Consider the following 17,175-nt stretch of genomic DNA (forward strand, 5'->3'; position numbering starts at 1 on the left):
CATTGTAAATCTATTAGATATACAATGGCTTCTTAAATTCTCTATTTACGCTAAATCTGATAACTTACTTTTTACTTTCTATAAATTGGTTAACCATAGGTAAAATCTCTTTTTCCAGTCCTTTTATCTGATCCGCTTCCCAGCCAGAATCCTTTTGTTTTGTTATTTCTGCCATCATCTGTAATTTTAAACTCTGACGATAGAATATACCTTCTTTTTCCCATTGTTTTAATTTAGCTTCCGGATAGGAATTACCAAACTTGGAATTCTGGCTATCGGTAATGATACAAAGATTGCCAAAGGAATGTAAAAACTCAGCAGGTAATTGGCTTTTTCCATCATGCCCATTTGGATTCTGAGGGAACCAATGCTCTATGGAGCGGCGATAGGCAAATTTGAAATCTTTAAATTCAACACTCGAATATTTTTCTTTTAAATCAGAACGATTTTTCCATAAAACATAATCCACAAAGTTAAACGCATAAACAGGAATATCCCCGTATTTCTTTATACTTCTATCCTCAGTAAATAATCTCTCTTCTGCATATCTCACTGCCATTTTTTCAAGAAACTCCTTAAACTGAACAGCAAATTCTGCTTGATTTAACTCTTCCATATGCTTGTAGAGAAATTGTAAGATCTCATATAACCAACGACTATCACGATTAGCGGTGAAGGTGACAGCAAACATGGATTGGAGGAGAATAATGTTTTTGTTAATCTCCGAATCTGAAAACGTATTATTAGTAAAGCGTTCTTCAACTATATAGTGCTCCTTCGATTTTCCATTTGGTTGATATTCATAATAAGTACCCTTATGTAAAAACCATTCATCCTTATTTCTACTTGAAGAATCCGTATTTGAATTTCTAACGATGTAGTTATCAAAAATATGCTTCATTGTAAGAAGAAGTTTACTAAAATCAATTATCCATTTTTTATCACGGTTCTTTACATCAAACAATGATAACATTTTTTTATCATCTAACTGAACACCACCAACTGTTTGCCCATTTTTGAGCGCAAATGCACAAAGTAAAAAGGTCGGAAAATCAACTACTGTACTGTAATCCCCAAATTCTCTTTCCGCAAATTTTCTATTTTCAATTACCTTGTGATTTAATGCTTCTATTAGTGTCTTCTTTTCATTTAAGGTAGTATCAATGTTATCATAAAGATTTTTAAATTCATAATTTGAAAAATGCCAACCAAAAATCTTTTCTCGTTCTTGAAAATCATCTTTCCTTTTTCTTCTCATTTTAAACTGAGTAGCAACAGGCTTATCAAATTCTGCGCAGGCATCCCAAATTCTTGCAAATTTTTGCGCCATTTCTTGATCTTCACCAAACTTAGCCATCATTTGTGCTTTAAGAATTTCATGGGCCTCTAGTTGCTCTCCTCGAGAGTTGAAGCGTTCGAAATAGAGATTCAAATCTAAATCATTAGGAAGAATACTACGAAAAATAATGACATTATCAAATAGATATTCAAAGAAAGATTGAGAGTCAAATTGTCGCTCCTCTAGCACTTTCTTCAATGCGTCTTGAGCGTGTCGGTAACCTCTAGTCAGTTCATTTTCATCATCCTCAGAAATTTTTTGCTTGGTGAATAACTTTTGAATATTCTCATTTGACTTCTTCCTAGCTGGGAAAATAAGATTAACAGCTCTCAATCTATCAAAACCAAACTCATGTTTCAAAGCTAAGGCAATCAAATTAAGGGCTGTTGTCCGCTGCTGCCCATCTATGATTTTGAAAAGACCATTTTCCTCATTAACGACTAATGTTCCAATATAGTAATTTTCTCTTTGTTCTTGAAAAGCATCTGCTACATCGTTCAATAATTGCTCTATTTCATCATAAGTCCAGGCAAAATTTCTCTGGTAAAGAGGAATAGCATAGCTATCTTTATTTAACAAATGATTAACTGATAAGCTTATATGTGTTTCTACCATTTCTCTTTTTCCTCCTCTATAATCTGCTCCACAGTATAATTTTCAAATAATTCTCGATCTATCTTGACCATGAAATCATTTGGAGTTACAGCATGGGCTAAAAGTTGGAATAGTTTTTGAACCTCTTTTTGTCTGAATCTTCCACCAGCAGCATAGTTTCCAACAGTTGCATCATATATCGCTCGAGATTTAACACGGGGGTAATAAGACCAAATAAACAAAGTCTCTACTATTTCCTTTGATAGCTCTTCTTTTCCAAATCTCTCTGCAAAAAGCAAACAAATATTTAGGAACATATTGTGGCACTTGAGATAGCGTCCCTTTGAGCTATTGTAAATTTTTAACATACCTTCTGGGTAAGTCAAATTTTTTTCTTCCGCCTCAAGCTCATCAGAAAATCCTAACTTTTCATTTAAAAAAACTTTATAATCTTTAATAGTATGATGGGCAGATTCGATATATTCAAAAAATTTACTTCCATCAATAATAGGCATGGTAATTGACATAGGAAGATTTTCAATGTGGCGATACAATTCCAGGTATGGAAAGTTCTGATTTAAATCAACACCTTTAAAATCATCGATAAAATCCTCTGTAAAACGCAGATAAGAACCATAACGCTTGTTTGTTAGTCCTGTCTCTCCCCGAGACCAACGTCTCATACGAAAAAGATGTTTATCAAATAACTCTTTGAGGCTTAAATCTTTGTCTTCCACAAACTGTTCCCACTTTTCAACAATCTTTTCATCTTCTGAATCTTGCTTACGAAGATGATAAGCTTTGAGTAAATCGTGAGGTTCTAGAGATTTTCCACGATTATTTTGTGAATCAAATAATTGAAAAGCCTCTGATAATCGTTCCTGTGGCATAGTAATCACCGAGACAGAACAATTTTCAAGTAGAAAACTACACACCTGTTCAGCTTCTTTCTCGCCTACAAGTTGGATTAAATTCTTCCATTCATTAAAATTTTCGTAAGCATTATAGCAAGATAGTTCTCCAAAGCCAGCTTCAAGTAAGTTTTTTGCTCCTTTAAATTCATCATATCTATTTAAAGCATAAAGAAATAACGAAATGGAAACCAATCGTTGCTGGCCATCTACAATATCTAAGTGTCTTTCAATATCTAAGTGCCCGTCATTCTCATGCAAAATAACAGAGCCAACTTGATATTCCTTTTTCTCCATAGCATCTCGTAAATCATAAAAAAGATTACGGATATGCTTTCTGTTCCATTTATAAGGTCTTTGATAACTTGGTATTGTTAGACTATCCCATTTCAATATTTCTGATACTTTTTTACTTTCAAACCCTATTTCTTTTTCATTGGCATTCATCATTATCTCCTAAAAATCTTATCAGCATAGAATCTTTGGTCCATTAATGCTTTGGAATAATAGTAGCATTAGGAATTGCTTTTGCAACGTTTTCTGCTGCTATTTTATCAAAAAATGGTCCTGCGATTTGATTACCAAACCTATCAACTACAATCCATTCAATCATTTTTGTCTCCTTTATTTCTTAATATATAAATTCTACACCTTTCGGTGGACATTTTATGTCCACTCAAGTTCAAATATGAAAAATATTTATTGATAGTAGCCTAAAATTTCTTTCATCGTCTTCCGAATATCACCAACTAAAGACTGTGGCGACAAAATTTTAACGGCTTCTCCTTGACTGAGCAGCCAACGCTTAAGACCAGGTGTATATTGGCTCTCAAACTTAAAACGTGTCCATCCTTCGTCAGCTGATAAGCCCTGTGCATTAGGAAATTGGTCTAAAACAATAGTTGGATTATAACGGAATTCCAATTCAATTGTGATCTTTCTTCCTAAAAAAGCGTCTACCCGCTGATTACGAATATCACCATCCCTGAATTTTTTGCCATAAGAAATGCGAGGTTTAGATTCCTTTGAGGACTTCCAAGTCTGGATTCTGTCCAAACGCAAGGTCATGTAATGCTCATTCTTAAGATTGTAAGCAACAATATAAAAATAATGAATATCATAATACAGAGAAACTGGATAAATTAGATGTTCTTTTTTATCTTGATATGGACTCTTGTAGACAATTTCTAGCACCTTCTCCTTGCGAATCATCTCTGACCATTCCCAAATCTTTTGAATACGATTTTGCTCATCTGTAATCGGAGCATAGTTCAATCTTTCGCTGTTGATAATCATTTCTATCTCTTTTTGTTCCTCTTTTGAAACAAGCCCCAACAAGCTTTTTAACAAGTCCTCATTTTCTACTTTATTTAAGGCTCTATTTTCTAATAAAATCTTAGAAATTATTAAAATATCTTTTTTATTAAAGAGTGATTTTCCTTTTAAATATCTTGTATGATGTTTTGAATCGTATGCCAACTCAGCTGCTATCATGGGCTGAGTCATTATAAAATCACCTAATAAAGCGAAATCTCTCTGAATCGTTTTGGCGCTAACTCCGAATTCATCACTTAATTGATTTTTTGATAGACGAGCTCCTGCTTGCAAACGTAACAAAATGGATAAAATACGTTCTTGATCGTTCATAAAACCTCCTCTTTCCCTATATTATAACATGAATATTCTATATGCCTGCCCTAAATCCTATTATTTTTGAGTTGTTTTCTTTTTTCTCTAAATCGAGTATTGCTTTTTCAAAATCTCTGCAAGACAAATAGCTTATGTCTTCACCATTTAGAGCTGATACTCTCTCTTTTTTTATCAGTCGCTCCGCTTGAATATATAAAACTAGCTCAAAGAGTTTTCTGACATAACGAGCATTACCAAAACTTTCTGAGCAAAGGCACTTTTCAAAATGGGTCAAGAGGATAGCTTTGCATTTTTTATCTATTAGATAACCTTGTTGATTAGCCATTAGAGTCAGAATGTCATACAGTTCATACTTGTTATAATTATTAAAATAAATGTTTCTACTAATTCTAGAAGCTAAACCTGGATTGGTGTTTAAAAACTCCTCCATCATTTCTGTATAACCAGCGAAAATCACAATAACATCATTTCTATTATTTTCCATTTCCTGAATAATTGTAGGAATAGCTTCATTAGCAAAATCACGCTCTCCTTGTGGAATTAGACTATAGGCCTCATCAATAAATAAAATACCGCCTTTGGCATTATCAAATAATCTTTTAACCTTTGGAGCTGTTTGGCCAACATATTCACCAATTAAATCTGAGCGACCTACTTCAATCAAAACGTTTGATTTAATAATTCCATGTTCATAAAAAATTTTTGCCAACAATCTAGCAACAATTGTTTTTCCAGTACCAGATGCTCCAGAAAACATAAAGTGCATAGAAGGCCGAACGGGCGAAGAATTTATTTCAAATCTTCTTTGCGATATAGAGAAGTAATCTAGAATTCTATGAATCAGACTTTTAACAGTAGATAAACCAACCAAACGGTCTAGCTCCTTCAAAGTATCAGAATTTGTGCCTAATGGATTGTTGCAACCTTTCATACAAAACAGCTCCGACGGCAAGGAAACAGTTTGTTTTCCATTACTCAAATTACTTTCTATTACATTATATTCAATAATCTTTTGAGCAAAATAACAACTATCGTAACTATTTGTAAGACAATTGTGATTTGAAAGCAGTTTTATTAGATCCTCTTCTAAATGAAAACCATAATCCCCTAAGCGAAACTTTATAATATTAACAAGTTCGTTATATGAGTAGGGAGGAAAATTTAATTCATAAACAACATGAAATAGAGGAAGAAATTCTTGAGATATTTCATAAGCTATACTATATGACTCCGCCAAAAAAATATATATTCTTCCCCCCGTTGCTTCCACAATATTATTTTTTAATTCCTCTTTTTTTCTAGGTTGCATAGTTGAATAGTCCTTTATTATCACTAAACGCTGTTCTGACTCAAAATTAACTGAAAACCCATCTTTCAAAATAGTCTTACACTTGACATTTAACAACCTCATCAAATATTTGATAGCAAATTTTTTACCAGTTCCTAAAGAACCTTTGAAAATTAAAAACTGATTTTCAACAAGGACCTTTTCTTTTTTCTGCCTTCTTTCCTTTTGATTATTTAAAAACATTTTTAGTTTTAAAACATACTCTTTAAATTCATTTAAACCTACAATATTTAAGTTATCGCATTCTAAATCAGTAATAGCAAAGCCATCAGAATTTGAAAGCTCTCTTTCATCTGAATAAAGAAAAAGCTGACCTATTTGAACTGAATACTTGTTCCCCACCTCCTTTAAATATTCTCTTTTACTGATAGATTTAACTTTAAAATCAGTGTGTTCTTCTTCATTAAACCCCAAAGTTTTTAGCTTATCAAACAAATCCTCTTTGGTATATTCTGTTACTCCGACAACGTAAAGACATGTCTGGCTTTTGAAACAATAAAACCATTGATTATCTTTGATAAAATCCTCATCTGCTTCTTTAATATTTTTATTCATTTTGCTAAATTCTATTTGATAAAAAAACATTTCTTCCCCCATCTACTATTTACTAAAATAAATATAGCAAAAAAGATGGACAAATTTTGTCCATCTTTTAACTTTTTTTGAATTATTTTAGAAAAACTCATCAAACAAACTCAACTGGTTATCCTCGGGCATATTTCCTAGAATACCCATGTCGTCCATTTTTTCGACTAGGGTGCTAGAGAGGCCGCCGCGTTTGCGGAGTTCTGTCTTAGAGAGAAATTCGCCTTCTTCGCGCGCTCTGACTACTTGGCGGGCAACGTTGTCACCCAGACCGTCCATAGCGGAGAATGGTGGAATAAGGGTATCTCCTTCGATGAGAAACTCAGTTGCATGGCTCTTGTAGAGATCTAACTTTCCGAATTTGAAGCTCCGCTCCAGCATTTCATTGACGATTTCTAGAGTCGTATAAAGGTCAATTTCTACATTGGAGGCTTCGTTGTTCTTACGCTTCTCAGCGATTTCGTTCATCCGGCGCTTGACGGCATCAAGACCACCACTCATGGTCTTGATATCAAAGGCCTTGGCTCGGATGGAGAAATAAGCACAGTAGTAATAAATCGGATGATGCACCTTGAAGTAGGCCACCCGCAGGGCCATCATAACGTAGGCTGCCGCATGGGCCTTGGGGAACATGTACTTGATCTTTCCACAGGACTCGATGTACCACTCTGGCACATTGTTTTCCTTCATGGCTGCGATATAGCCATTGCGCTCTTCTTCAGAAATTTTCAGCCAAAGGCCCTTCCGCACGCGCTCCATAATCGTAAAGGCCATCTTAGGATCCAAGCCCTTGTGCATGAGGTAAACCATGATATCATCCCGACAGCCGATAACGGTGGACAGGTCAGCAATCCCTTGCTTGATCAAGTCTTGAGCATTGCCCAGCCAAACGTCCGTACCATGAGAGAGACCAGATAGCTGTAAGAGCTCGGCAAAAGTTGTCGGATGGGTCTCATCAACCATGCCCCGTACAAAATTGGTCCCAAACTCCGGAATCCCCAGCATACCAGTCGGCGTACCGATTTGCTCCTGAGTCACACCCAGGATATCTGTTCCAGAAAAGAGGGCCATGACACCGGCATCATCCATAGGAATATCATTAGGATCAATTCCAGACAAGTCCTGAAGCTTCCGAATCATGGTCGGATCATCGTGTCCCAGAACGTCTAGCTTGAGGACATTTTCATCGATATCGTGGAAGTTGAAGTGGGTGGTCTGCCACTCGGCTGTCACATCATCGGCTGGATATTGGACCGGTGTAAAGTCATAAACATCCATGTAGTTAGGGATAACAACGATTCCTCCCGGGTGTTGTCCAGTCGTCCGCTTGACTCCTGCAGCTCCCTGTGCCAGACGCTCAACTTCTGCATCCCGGTAGAACTTCCCGTAGTCGCGCTCGTAGCCCTTGACAAATCCATAGGCCGTCTTAGCCGCAACGGTACCAACGGTCCCAGCCCGAAAGGCGTATTCTGAACCAAAGATATCCCGCACGTCCAAATGGGCGCTTGGCTGATCCTCTCCAGAGAAGTTCAAGTCAATATCGGGTACCTTGTCCCCGTCAAATCCAAGGAAGGTCTCAAATGGAATATCCTGACCGTTCTTGCTCAGCTTGCGGCCGCACTCTGGACAGTCCTTATCCGGCATATCAAAGCCAGAACCATAAGATCCATCCGTGATGAACTCGCTGTATTGGCATTTGCCACAGACATAGTGGGGTGACAAGGGATTAACCTCGGTAATCCCAATCATGGTCGCGACAAAGCTGGATCCGACTGACCCCCGCGAGCCTACCAGATAGCCCCGCTCATTGGAGCGCTGCACCAGCATCTGCGAAGCCAGATAAATCACGGCAAAACCATTCCCCAAGATAGAGGTCAGCTCTTTTTCAATTCGCAAGTCTACGATATCTGGCAGCGGATTGCCATAAATTTCAAAGGCCTTTTGATAGGTCAGCTCAGCAACTGTCTCCTCAGCCTTGTCAATGAAAGGTGTATAGAGGTCCCCCTTGACAACCTCGACTGGCTCAAAGGTCTCTGCCAGCTGATTCGGATTGGTGATGACTAACTTCTTAGCCAAATCCTCGCCTAGAAAGGCAAATTCGTCTAGCATCTCATTGGTGGTCCGGAAGTGAGCCTTAGGAAGCGGAGCCGGCTGGGCATTTTCACCATGGCCAATGGTCCGGTTAATCATGGCTCCCTGACCGAGACTCCGGACGATAATCTCACGGTAAATCTCTTCTTCCGGTTCGATATAGTGAACGTTCCCCGTCGCAAGGACAGGCTTGCCCAAGCGATCGCCGACCTCAATCAGATTGCGAATAATGGTCTGCAGTTCTTCCTGGTCCTTGATTTGCTCCTTGGCAATCAGTGGCTCATAGATAGCCGGCGGCATAACCTCGATAAAGTCATAATACTTGGCTACTTCGACAGCCGCATCCACCCCCTGAGAGACAACAGCATCATAGACTTCGCCTTCTGAACAGGCTGAGCCCAGAATCAGGCCTTCTCGATGGGCATCCAGCACGGTCCGTGGAATCCGAGGGACACCTTCAAAATATTTAGTATTGGACAGACTGACTAACTTAAAAATATTCTTGAGTCCCGTCTGATTTTTCACATAAATGGTCGCATGCTTGACCCGAGCCTTCTTGTAAGAATTCTCATCGACCAAATCCGTATTCAAATCCTTGAGATTGGTCACACCATGCTTTTCAGCCACATCCTTGATAAAGATAAAGAGGAGACGGCCTGTCGCTTCCGCGTCATAGTTGGCCATATGGTGGTGCTCCAGAGCAATCTGGAAACGCTTGGTTAAAGGCCCCAGACCATGACGCTTGTACTCTGGATAGAGGTTGCGGGCAAATTCCAGCGTGTCAATAACTGGCTGGGTGATTTTCGGCAGGCCGTGACGCTCATAGTTGACATTCATAAAGCCCACGTCAAAGGTGGCATTATGGGCAACGAGGACGCTGTCCTGGCAAAATTCCTGAAATTCTTTCAGCACTTGCTCAAGTGGCTTGGCATTGCGGACATGCTCATCAGTAATCCCAGTCAGATCCGTCGTAAAGGCCGACAGAGGATGCCCAGGATTGATAAACTCATCAAACTCAGCGATGATATTGCCCTTGTGCATCTTGCTGGCAGCGACCTGAATCAAATCGTTATAGACCGCCGAAAGCCCTGTTGTTTCCACGTCAAAGACCACATAGGTCGCATCGCTCAGCTCCATGTCCACTTCATTGTAGACGATGGGCACACGGTCTTCTACAATATTAGCCTCCATACCGTAAATCAGCTGAATACCAGCTTTCTTAGCAGCCTTGTAGCCATGGGGAAAGCTCTGCACATTGCCATGGTCGGTAATGGCGACAGCCTTGTGGCCCCACTTGGCGGCCGTTGCCACGATTTCCTCCACCTCAGGCAGGGCATCCATAGTAGACATATTGGTATGGGCGTGAAACTCAACCCGCTTCTGCCCCTCAGGCATTAGATCCTTGCGCTCATAGTGGGTGACGGCCTGCACATCCTGCACATTCATCGTCAGGTCGCGGGTGAAATTGTTCATCTCCACATTTCCCCGCACGCGCAGCCAGGCGCCTTTCTTAATCATGTCAAACTTCTTGGCTTCTTCTTCGTTTTTCATCCATTTCTGCAAGGAGAAACTGGAAGTGTAGTCTGTCATCTTGAAATTGAGCAAAACTCGGCCGGTTCGAGTGACCTTCTGCTCCAGGTCAAAGACCATTCCCTCAAAGACCAGACGGTTTTCCTCAGTCTGAACTTCAATCATAGGGGTAATCTCTGCCTTGTCTAGCTTTGGTTTAGCCGCAGCCTTGCGAGCTTGGAAGTCATAGGCTGGCTTTTCCTCTGGCGGTGGCGCCATCTGCTGCAGGGATTCCATAGCTTTGAGCGCTTCTTCATTAGCCGCCTGAACAATCTTGTCATTCTCAGCCTGGAAATTCTCCGCTTGCTGCTGGGTCAGCTCATCGCTGTGCTGAACCTGACAGGTCAGCTGAGGAAAGCCGTACTTGACTAGCTGCTGGCTGAGATTGAGCAGGTGATTCTTGCGAAAATGCTCCGTATCAATGGTCGAAGCCCCCTCAATCAGCAGCTTGTCCCCATCCAAATGAACCCGCAAATCCTGATACAGGCTTTTAAAGCCATGACTGGCACATGGACCTTCCTCAAAGGCCAGCTGGTAATAAGCCTGCAAGAGCTCGTCCGACACCTGGGGAGCCTGACAGTGAATTTCAAAAATAGCCTGATTGCCCGTCTTAGAAAACTCTTGAGCTAGGCGCTTCTGCAATTCCCGAAAAATCTCAATGGGCAGAATATTCGCAAAAGAAAAATGAAACTCCCAGACCCGACTGACCTTGTGGACCAGAACCTTCTCGATTTCTGCATTCAAAAAGGCCTCTGAATTTCTCATTTCAAGGGGCATATCCAGCTGATGCATTAAAATTTCAAACTTGTTTGACATGATATTTCCTCGTACAGTAGTGACCCTATTTTACCATAAATCAGCACTTTTTTCGACAGAAAAAGAGTAGGGCAAAGCGCGAGTTCCAATACAATTATCAAGACATTCTTCTTGGTGCTAAGTTATGATATAATAGAAAAAACATTTATCAAAAGGAGTCTTAATTGTGAAGAAAATTCTATTAGCCAGCGCTTGTCTGCTGACCCTGACTGCCTGCAGTATGCCTAATCAGCATAAGCAAGAAAACAAGCCCAAGCAAAATCAGAGCCAGAGCCAAAGTAAAGTCAAAGAAGAAAAGGTGAAGACGAAAACTTTTTCTAAAAAAATCGATGAGCATTATACCAATTCAATCAAGTTTTTCTATACAAAAGAAAAGATTGTATCTTTTCAACTCATCGCTAGCCAAACTATCTCTGAAGAAAATCAAAAGATGAGCGTCGAAGAATTAACAAAATTCTATAGCGAATATGCTCAGAAAAATTCTATGATAGAAAACAAGGAAAAGTTAAAGGGGCTTGAAATTCACGTTGAGATTTCCGAAGACAAGAAAATAGCTTCAGCAATTTTTGACTTTGACCTCAGCAAAATAGATCAAGAACAGCTGATTCAGTCCACAGGTGGTTCTGATAGCGAACAAACTGTCTTTAATAAACTCCAAGATAAACCCGAAGAGGTCTTTAACTTTATGAGAGAGCAAGGTTTGACAGAAGAATAAAAAAGCATTCTGAGTGATTTAACTTTATAGTTAATGCTCAGAAGGCTTTTCTGTTTATTTTTAAATCCTAAAGGGGCAATATGCTATCTTAAAACCGCTTCCGCTAAGGCTTTTTGGATAGCGATGACACTGCGGTCGCTGGTAAATTGCAGGACTTCTGCTGGCTCTTGAGCGCTGGAAACCCAGATTTTCAGCTCAGCATCTAAGTCGAAATGCCCAGCTGTTTCTACTGAGAAGCGACTGATAGAGCGATAAGGAAAAGACTTATAAGAAGTCTTTTTGCCAGTCATTCCCTGCTTGTCGACCAAGATTAAACGCTTATCTGTAAAGACAATCAAGTCACGAATGAGGCTAAAAGCCAGTTCTACATTCTCTGTTGATGTCAGAATATCCTCTAATTGTCTTTCTGTTTTTTCAATATCTTTCTGAGAGGCATTGCCTAATAAACCGCCGAATAATCCCATCAATCGGTCCTCCAATCTATTTTTTCCTACTATAGCATTTTCACCTCCAATAAGCAAAAGAAAACTGCCAGATAAAACTGGCAGTTTATTTTATTTTGTCAAAATTGACAAGGTTTCTAGCAAATTATCAGCGTGGACTTCAATGGTATCGCCACTAGCCTTAATCTTGACTTCGACAATGCCTTCTGCAGCTTTCTTACCAACTGTCACACGGATTGGGAGACCAATCAAATCGCTGTCACTGAACTTAACACCAGCACGCTCATTGCGATCATCCACCAAGACCTCATAACCAGCACTTAGCAAGTTAGCCTCGATTTGGTCTGTTAGAGTCAAGGCTTCCTCGTCCTTGACATTGACCGGAATCAAGTGCACATCAAATGGTGCCAGCTCTTTCGGGAAGTTGATTCCCCAAGCATAGCGGAATTCGCCCTTAGGAGTTTTATTGACAAAGAGACGGGCATGCTGCTCCATAACAGCGGACAGGAGACGGCTGACGCCGATACCGTAGCAACCCATAATCATTGGTACTGCTCGACCATTTTCGTCCAAAACATTAGCGTTCATGCTGTCAGAGTAGCGAGTTCCCAACTTAAAGATGTGCCCAATCTCAATCCCGCGAGCAAACTTGAGGACACCTTGGCCGTCCGGAGAAATTTCACCTTCACGAACCTCACGGATATCCACATACTCAGCGGTAAAGTCACGGCCTGGATTGACACCGGTCAAGTGGTAACCATCTTCGTTAGCACCAACCACAGCGTTAGCTAGGTCTTGCACCTTACGGTCAGCAATGATTCTCACGCCTTCTGGCAGATTGACTGGCCCTAGTGAGCCAAAACCTGCTCCCAAGAGCTGACGGACTTGATCTTCACTCGCCACATCAAAGAAATCCGCTGCCAAATGATTTTTCAGCTTGACTTCATTAAGCTGGTCATTGCCGACCAAAAGTGCTACGACAGGAGACTCGTCAGCCATGTAAACCAAGGTCTTGATTGTCTGGCTTTCATCCAGCCCAAGGAAGGCAGCAACTTCGTCAATGGTCTTGCAGTCAGGCGTTGAGACACGGGCTACTTCTTCCTCAGTCACAACACGTCCTGCAGGCTTGTATTCATCCGTCGCCATTTCAAGGTTGGCAGCATAGCTGGACTCACTGGAGTAGGCAATGGTATCCTCACCAGATACCATCCAGCTGGTCAATTCTGTCCGAATAGCCTCCTGAACATCCTCAGGAATCTCATCAAAGCTGGCTACAGACTTGTCCAAAACCACCCAGCGGTTCACATCCGTCCGGTCTGGCGTAATGGCCATGAATTCTTGGCTGTCCTTGCCCCCCATAGCACCACCATCACCGATAATGGCTTTGAAATCCAGCTCGCTGCGGGTAAAGATTTTCTCATAGGCAGACTTGTATTCATCATAAGCTACATCCAAGCTGTCATAGTTAGCATGGAAACTGTAGGCATCTTTCATGATAAACTCACGCGTCCGCAAGAGCCCGTTACGAGGACGCTTTTCATCGCGGTATTTAGGCTGAATCTGATAGAGATTAAGTGGCAGCTGTTTATAGGATTTAACCGAATCACGGACGATAGCTGTAAAGGTTTCCTCATGGGTTGGCCCTAGGATAAAGTCGGATTTCTCCCGATTTTTCAGCTTATAGAGGTCTTCACCGTAGGTCTCATAACGGCCAGACTCACGCCAGAGGTCTGCACTGAGCAGGGCAGGCGCCAGCATCTCCACTGCACCAATCTTGTCAAACTCTTCCCGCATGATTTTTTTTGCTTTTTCAATCACGCGATTGGCCAGCGGCAGATAAGAATAGACTCCAGCTGAAACCTGACGGACATAGCCAGCTCGTAACATAAGAGCGTGGCTGATAACTTGAGCATCGCTAGGCATCTCACGCAGGGTTGGAATTAACATTTTACTTTGTTTCATAAAAACAAAACTCCTTGACTTTCATTGAATAATTTCTTTTTCATAGTTCTAAGAACTTTAGTTTCTTAGAAGAATAATTTCATGATATCGTTCCAGGTCACGGCAATCATCAGGATGACCATAATAGCCACTCCAGACAGAGTGATATAGGTCTCCGTTTCTCTTCTCAGCGGTTTTCTGCGGATAGCCTCCAGAATATTGAGGACGATTTTTCCGCCGTCCAAGGCCGGAATAGGAATCAGGTTGAAAATACCGATATTGAGCGACAGCATGGCCAAAAGGCTAAGGACTGCTGGCAAGCCTTGCTCTGCAGCCTGACTGCTGAAATTGTAAATAGCGACCGGACCGCCCAGCTTATTGATATTGAAGTTGAAGACGATATCTTTCAGAGCTGACAAAATGCGAACTGTGGTAGACCAAGCTGCAGTAAAGCCGCCAATCACCTTGTCCCAGAAGCCTGTCTTGACTGTTGGGGATACCCCTAGCAGATAACGATTGCCGTCTTTTTTAGGCTGTACGGTAATCTCTTTCGTTTCACTGCCGTGCTTATAGGTAACTGACAAGGTCGGCGCTTCCTTGCTCTTGCCTGTGATTTTCGCCAGAGCACTAGTCAGATCCGCCCAATTGTTAATCTCATAGTCATTAATCTTAAGGATTTGGTCGTTATTTTGAACTCCGGCAGCTGCTATAGCACTACCATCCATGACTTGGAAATGATTGCTGTTCTCATCACGAACGCCACCCTGAACAAAGGCCAGCAGCATAAATACCAGCACGCTCAGGATGAAGTTATTCATAGGGCCAGCAAAGTTGGTGATGAGGCGGCCCCAGATACTAGCATTCTGATACTGAACATCCAGCGGTGCAATCCGCACCTCAGTGCCGTCTTCTTCAACAATCGTTGCATCATGATCTACTGCATAAGTCTTGAGCTCGTCAAGGACCAGACCTGTGATCTCCAGCTTTTCCTCAAAGTCAAAGCCGGTCACATTCATGGGCAGAGCTGTCTGGTCAACCTTTTTGCCAGAGAGATTGATGCGAACCACCTTGCCCTCTGCATCCAAGCTCAGACTAGCCGGTGTGCCCACCTTAATGTCAGTGGAGTCTTCCCCCCAGCCGGCCATGCGCACATAGCCCCCCAAGGGTAAAATCCGAATCGTATAGGCCGTCCCGTCCTTGCCAATATGGGAGAAAATCTTGGGTCCCATACCGATAGCGAACTCTCTGACCAAAATGCCGGACTTCTTCGCAAAGTAGAAGTGTCCGAACTCATGGACCACTACAATGATCCCAAAAATAATAATAAAGGTTATAAACTGCATGGACTTCTATATTTTACCTTTCCTAGAAATCTTATTTTTTCTTTAAATCAAAGAAGGAGCAGAAAACGGCCAAATACCGAGCTTCCCGCCCCTGCATAGCTGACACTCCTGAAAATAGGTTAGAAGCTCAATTCAAAATTTTGAGCTCTAATTCCTAGTTCCTTCTCAGATTGCGCGGTCTTTGGACAAACGTACCGTCCCTTGCTTTCAGCTATGCTCGACTGTCTTAGAACAAGCCGAAGAAATGCATCAGCGGAAAGACGAAGAGAAGGCTGTCAAAACGATCCAAGACACCGCCGTGGCCAGGAATGAATTTACCAGAATCCTTGACCCCGAAATGACGCTTGACTGAGCTTTCGACCAAATCACCCAGCTGGCCTGCAATACTAAATAGCACTGCCAGAATCAAAAAGACAAAGGCATTATAAGGAGTCGCTACTTGCGGTCGAACCAACATAAAGATTCCAGTCACTAGAACGGCTGATAGAATGCCGCCCAGGCTTCCTTCAATAGTCTTATTAGGAGAAACTCTCGGCGCCAGCTTTCTTTTACCGAAACGCACCCCGACCAGATAAGCTCCGCTGTCAGTAGCCCAGACGATAAAGAGAGCTAGCAGGACCTTGTCAATATTCATCAAGCGGGCATCAATCAAGGCATTAAAACCAAGACCAACATAAAAACTAGCTGCAATCGGATAGGCCGCATCCTCAAAAGTGTAGTTGGAACCTAGGACAGTTGAAATCAACAGAAGGAAGACGACCAAGCCATAGGCCACGACATTACCATCCACTGGCAGAAACTTCAGATAGTTCTCCAAGGGCAGGGTTAGGACAAAGGCTGCCAGCATGGCCAAGACGCCCTCGATGGTCGCTGTCGGCAGACCTTTCATTTGGAGAAATTCATGCACCGCCAGCATGGCCAGTAGTCCCACAAAAATCTGAAAGATGACGCCTCCTGTCAATACCAGAGGAATAAAAATAGCAAGAGCGATTCCTCCAAAGATTAAACGTTTTTGTAAATTTTTACTCATACTCTTTTACTTTCTCCCTTAAACACCGCCAAAGCGTCTATTCCGACGGCTGTATTCTGCAATTGCAGCCTTCAAAGCCTTCTCATCAAAGTCAGGCCAGAGAATATCCGTAAAATACAGCTCACTGTAGGCTGACTGCCAAGGCAGAAAATTGCTGAGGCGCAGTTCCCCACTGGTCCGAATCACCAGATCCGGATCGCGCAGCATCTTGGGCAAATTGCTGGTATAGAGGTAGTTGCCAATGACTTCCTCAGTAATGTCACCGGGACTAAGTTTGGCATCCAAAACATCCTGAGCAATCAGTTTAACCGCCTGATTAATCTCATATCGACCACCGTAGTTTAGAGCAAAATTGAGAATCAAACCTGTATTGAGCTTGGTCAGGCTTTCAGCCTTTTCCAAAGCTTCAAATGTCGCCTCAGGAAGCTTAGCCGTATCACCAATCATCTGGATTTTTACATTGTTCTTGTGCAGCTCCGGCACATAGCGGTCGTAAAATTCAACCGGCAGATTCATGATAAAGGAAACTTCCTTTTCCGGCCGAGACCAATTTTCCGTTGAAAAGGCATAGACAGTCAAGACCTGAACACCCATTTCCTTGGCAGCAATCGTCACCTTTTGCAAGGTTTCCATGCCAGCCTTATGACCGAACACGCGAGGCTGCATCCTTTTTTTGGCCCAGCGGCCATTACCGTCCATAATGACAGCAATGTGTTTGGGAACATTCAGCGGTGCGTTCAGCTTTTCTTTTTTCTTAAAACTAAACATACTTTTTATCCTATTTAAAGTTTTGTCAGTTC

Annotated in this window: 12 protein-coding genes; 1 reads left to right on the plus strand and 11 read right to left on the minus strand. The window is 41.6% G+C overall.

The window, feature by feature from the left end; translation table 11 throughout:
* Positions 1-64: 64 nt before the first annotated feature.
* The 6 genes from PCY71_RS07730 to PCY71_RS07755 form a co-directional block, all read right to left on the minus strand.
* Positions 65-1,954 (minus strand): DUF262 domain-containing protein, encoded by a 1,890-nt coding sequence (locus PCY71_RS07730; RefSeq protein WP_048773947.1) that lies wholly within the window; start codon positions 1,952-1,954, stop codon positions 65-67.
* Positions 1,948-3,294, minus strand: coding sequence for a DUF262 domain-containing protein (locus PCY71_RS07735; RefSeq protein ID WP_301412498.1), 1,347 nt, complete (start codon positions 3,292-3,294; stop codon positions 1,948-1,950). The genes PCY71_RS07730 and PCY71_RS07735 overlap by 7 nt, the downstream gene beginning before the upstream one ends.
* 40 nt (positions 3,295-3,334) lie before the next feature.
* Positions 3,335-3,457: a hypothetical protein gene (locus PCY71_RS07740; protein WP_002893824.1), complete on the minus strand. Its 123-nt coding sequence runs from the start codon at positions 3,455-3,457 to the stop codon at positions 3,335-3,337.
* Between the two features lie 86 nt (positions 3,458-3,543).
* Positions 3,544-4,491 (minus strand): YafY family protein, encoded by a 948-nt coding sequence (locus PCY71_RS07745; RefSeq protein ID WP_301412499.1) that lies wholly within the window; start codon positions 4,489-4,491, stop codon positions 3,544-3,546.
* 37 nt (positions 4,492-4,528) lie between these two features.
* Positions 4,529-6,439, minus strand: coding sequence for an AAA family ATPase (locus tag PCY71_RS07750; RefSeq protein ID WP_048773939.1), 1,911 nt, complete (start codon positions 6,437-6,439; stop codon positions 4,529-4,531).
* A gap of 75 nt (positions 6,440-6,514) precedes the next feature.
* Positions 6,515-10,903: a PolC-type DNA polymerase III gene (locus tag PCY71_RS07755; protein WP_048773937.1), complete on the minus strand. Its 4,389-nt coding sequence runs from the start codon at positions 10,901-10,903 to the stop codon at positions 6,515-6,517.
* Positions 10,904-11,069: 166 nt separating this feature from the next.
* Here PCY71_RS07755 and PCY71_RS07760 point away from each other — a divergent pair, with 166 nt between their 5' ends.
* Positions 11,070-11,618, plus strand: a complete 549-nt coding sequence (locus tag PCY71_RS07760; protein ID WP_048773934.1) for a lipoprotein — start codon at positions 11,070-11,072, stop codon at positions 11,616-11,618.
* A gap of 83 nt (positions 11,619-11,701) precedes the next feature.
* Here PCY71_RS07760 and PCY71_RS07765 read toward each other — a convergent pair whose 3' ends face one another.
* The 5 genes from PCY71_RS07765 to PCY71_RS07785 form a co-directional block, all read right to left on the minus strand.
* Complete coding sequence (locus tag PCY71_RS07765) at positions 11,702-12,082, minus strand: PH domain-containing protein (RefSeq protein WP_032912374.1); 381 nt, start codon at positions 12,080-12,082, stop codon at positions 11,702-11,704.
* A 90-nt stretch (positions 12,083-12,172) separates the two neighbouring features.
* On the minus strand, positions 12,173-14,023 hold the full coding sequence (locus PCY71_RS07770; RefSeq protein WP_048773932.1) for a proline--tRNA ligase: 1,851 nt from the start codon (positions 14,021-14,023) through the stop codon (positions 12,173-12,175).
* 65 nt (positions 14,024-14,088) lie between these two features.
* Positions 14,089-15,345, minus strand: a complete 1,257-nt coding sequence (gene rseP, locus PCY71_RS07775) for an RIP metalloprotease RseP (RefSeq protein ID WP_002908668.1) — start codon at positions 15,343-15,345, stop codon at positions 14,089-14,091.
* A 226-nt stretch (positions 15,346-15,571) separates the two neighbouring features.
* Positions 15,572-16,375: a phosphatidate cytidylyltransferase gene (locus tag PCY71_RS07780; RefSeq protein ID WP_002905403.1), complete on the minus strand. Its 804-nt coding sequence runs from the start codon at positions 16,373-16,375 to the stop codon at positions 15,572-15,574.
* Between the two features lie 18 nt (positions 16,376-16,393).
* Positions 16,394-17,143, minus strand: a complete 750-nt coding sequence (locus tag PCY71_RS07785) for an isoprenyl transferase (RefSeq protein WP_002905404.1) — start codon at positions 17,141-17,143, stop codon at positions 16,394-16,396.
* Positions 17,144-17,175 lie beyond the last annotated feature (32 nt).

The organism is Streptococcus sp. SN3, from assembly GCF_030439905.1.

Bases quoted from the DNA above. Each gene is read 5' to 3' on its own strand.
- PCY71_RS07785 (WP_002905404.1), bottom strand. From the start codon at position 17,143: ATGTTTAGTTTTAAGAAAAAAGAAAAGCTGAACGCACCGCTGAATGTT.
- PCY71_RS07770 (WP_048773932.1), bottom strand. From the start codon at position 14,023: ATGAAACAAAGTAAAATGTTAATTCCAACCCTGCGTGAGATGCCTAGC.
- PCY71_RS07780 (WP_002905403.1), bottom strand. From the start codon at position 16,375: ATGAGTAAAAATTTACAAAAACGTTTAATCTTTGGAGGAATCGCTCTT.
- PCY71_RS07765 (WP_032912374.1), bottom strand. From the start codon at position 12,082: ATGGGATTATTCGGCGGTTTATTAGGCAATGCCTCTCAGAAAGATATT.
- PCY71_RS07745 (WP_301412499.1), bottom strand. From the start codon at position 4,491: ATGAACGATCAAGAACGTATTTTATCCATTTTGTTACGTTTGCAAGCA.
- rseP (WP_002908668.1), bottom strand. From the start codon at position 15,345: ATGCAGTTTATAACCTTTATTATTATTTTTGGGATCATTGTAGTGGTC.
- PCY71_RS07750 (WP_048773939.1), bottom strand. From the start codon at position 6,439: ATGGGGGAAGAAATGTTTTTTTATCAAATAGAATTTAGCAAAATGAAT.
- PCY71_RS07735 (WP_301412498.1), bottom strand. From the start codon at position 3,294: ATGATGAATGCCAATGAAAAAGAAATAGGGTTTGAAAGTAAAAAAGTA.
- PCY71_RS07755 (WP_048773937.1), bottom strand. From the start codon at position 10,903: ATGTCAAACAAGTTTGAAATTTTAATGCATCAGCTGGATATGCCCCTT.
- PCY71_RS07730 (WP_048773947.1), bottom strand. From the start codon at position 1,954: ATGGTAGAAACACATATAAGCTTATCAGTTAATCATTTGTTAAATAAA.
- PCY71_RS07740 (WP_002893824.1), bottom strand. From the start codon at position 3,457: ATGATTGAATGGATTGTAGTTGATAGGTTTGGTAATCAAATCGCAGGA.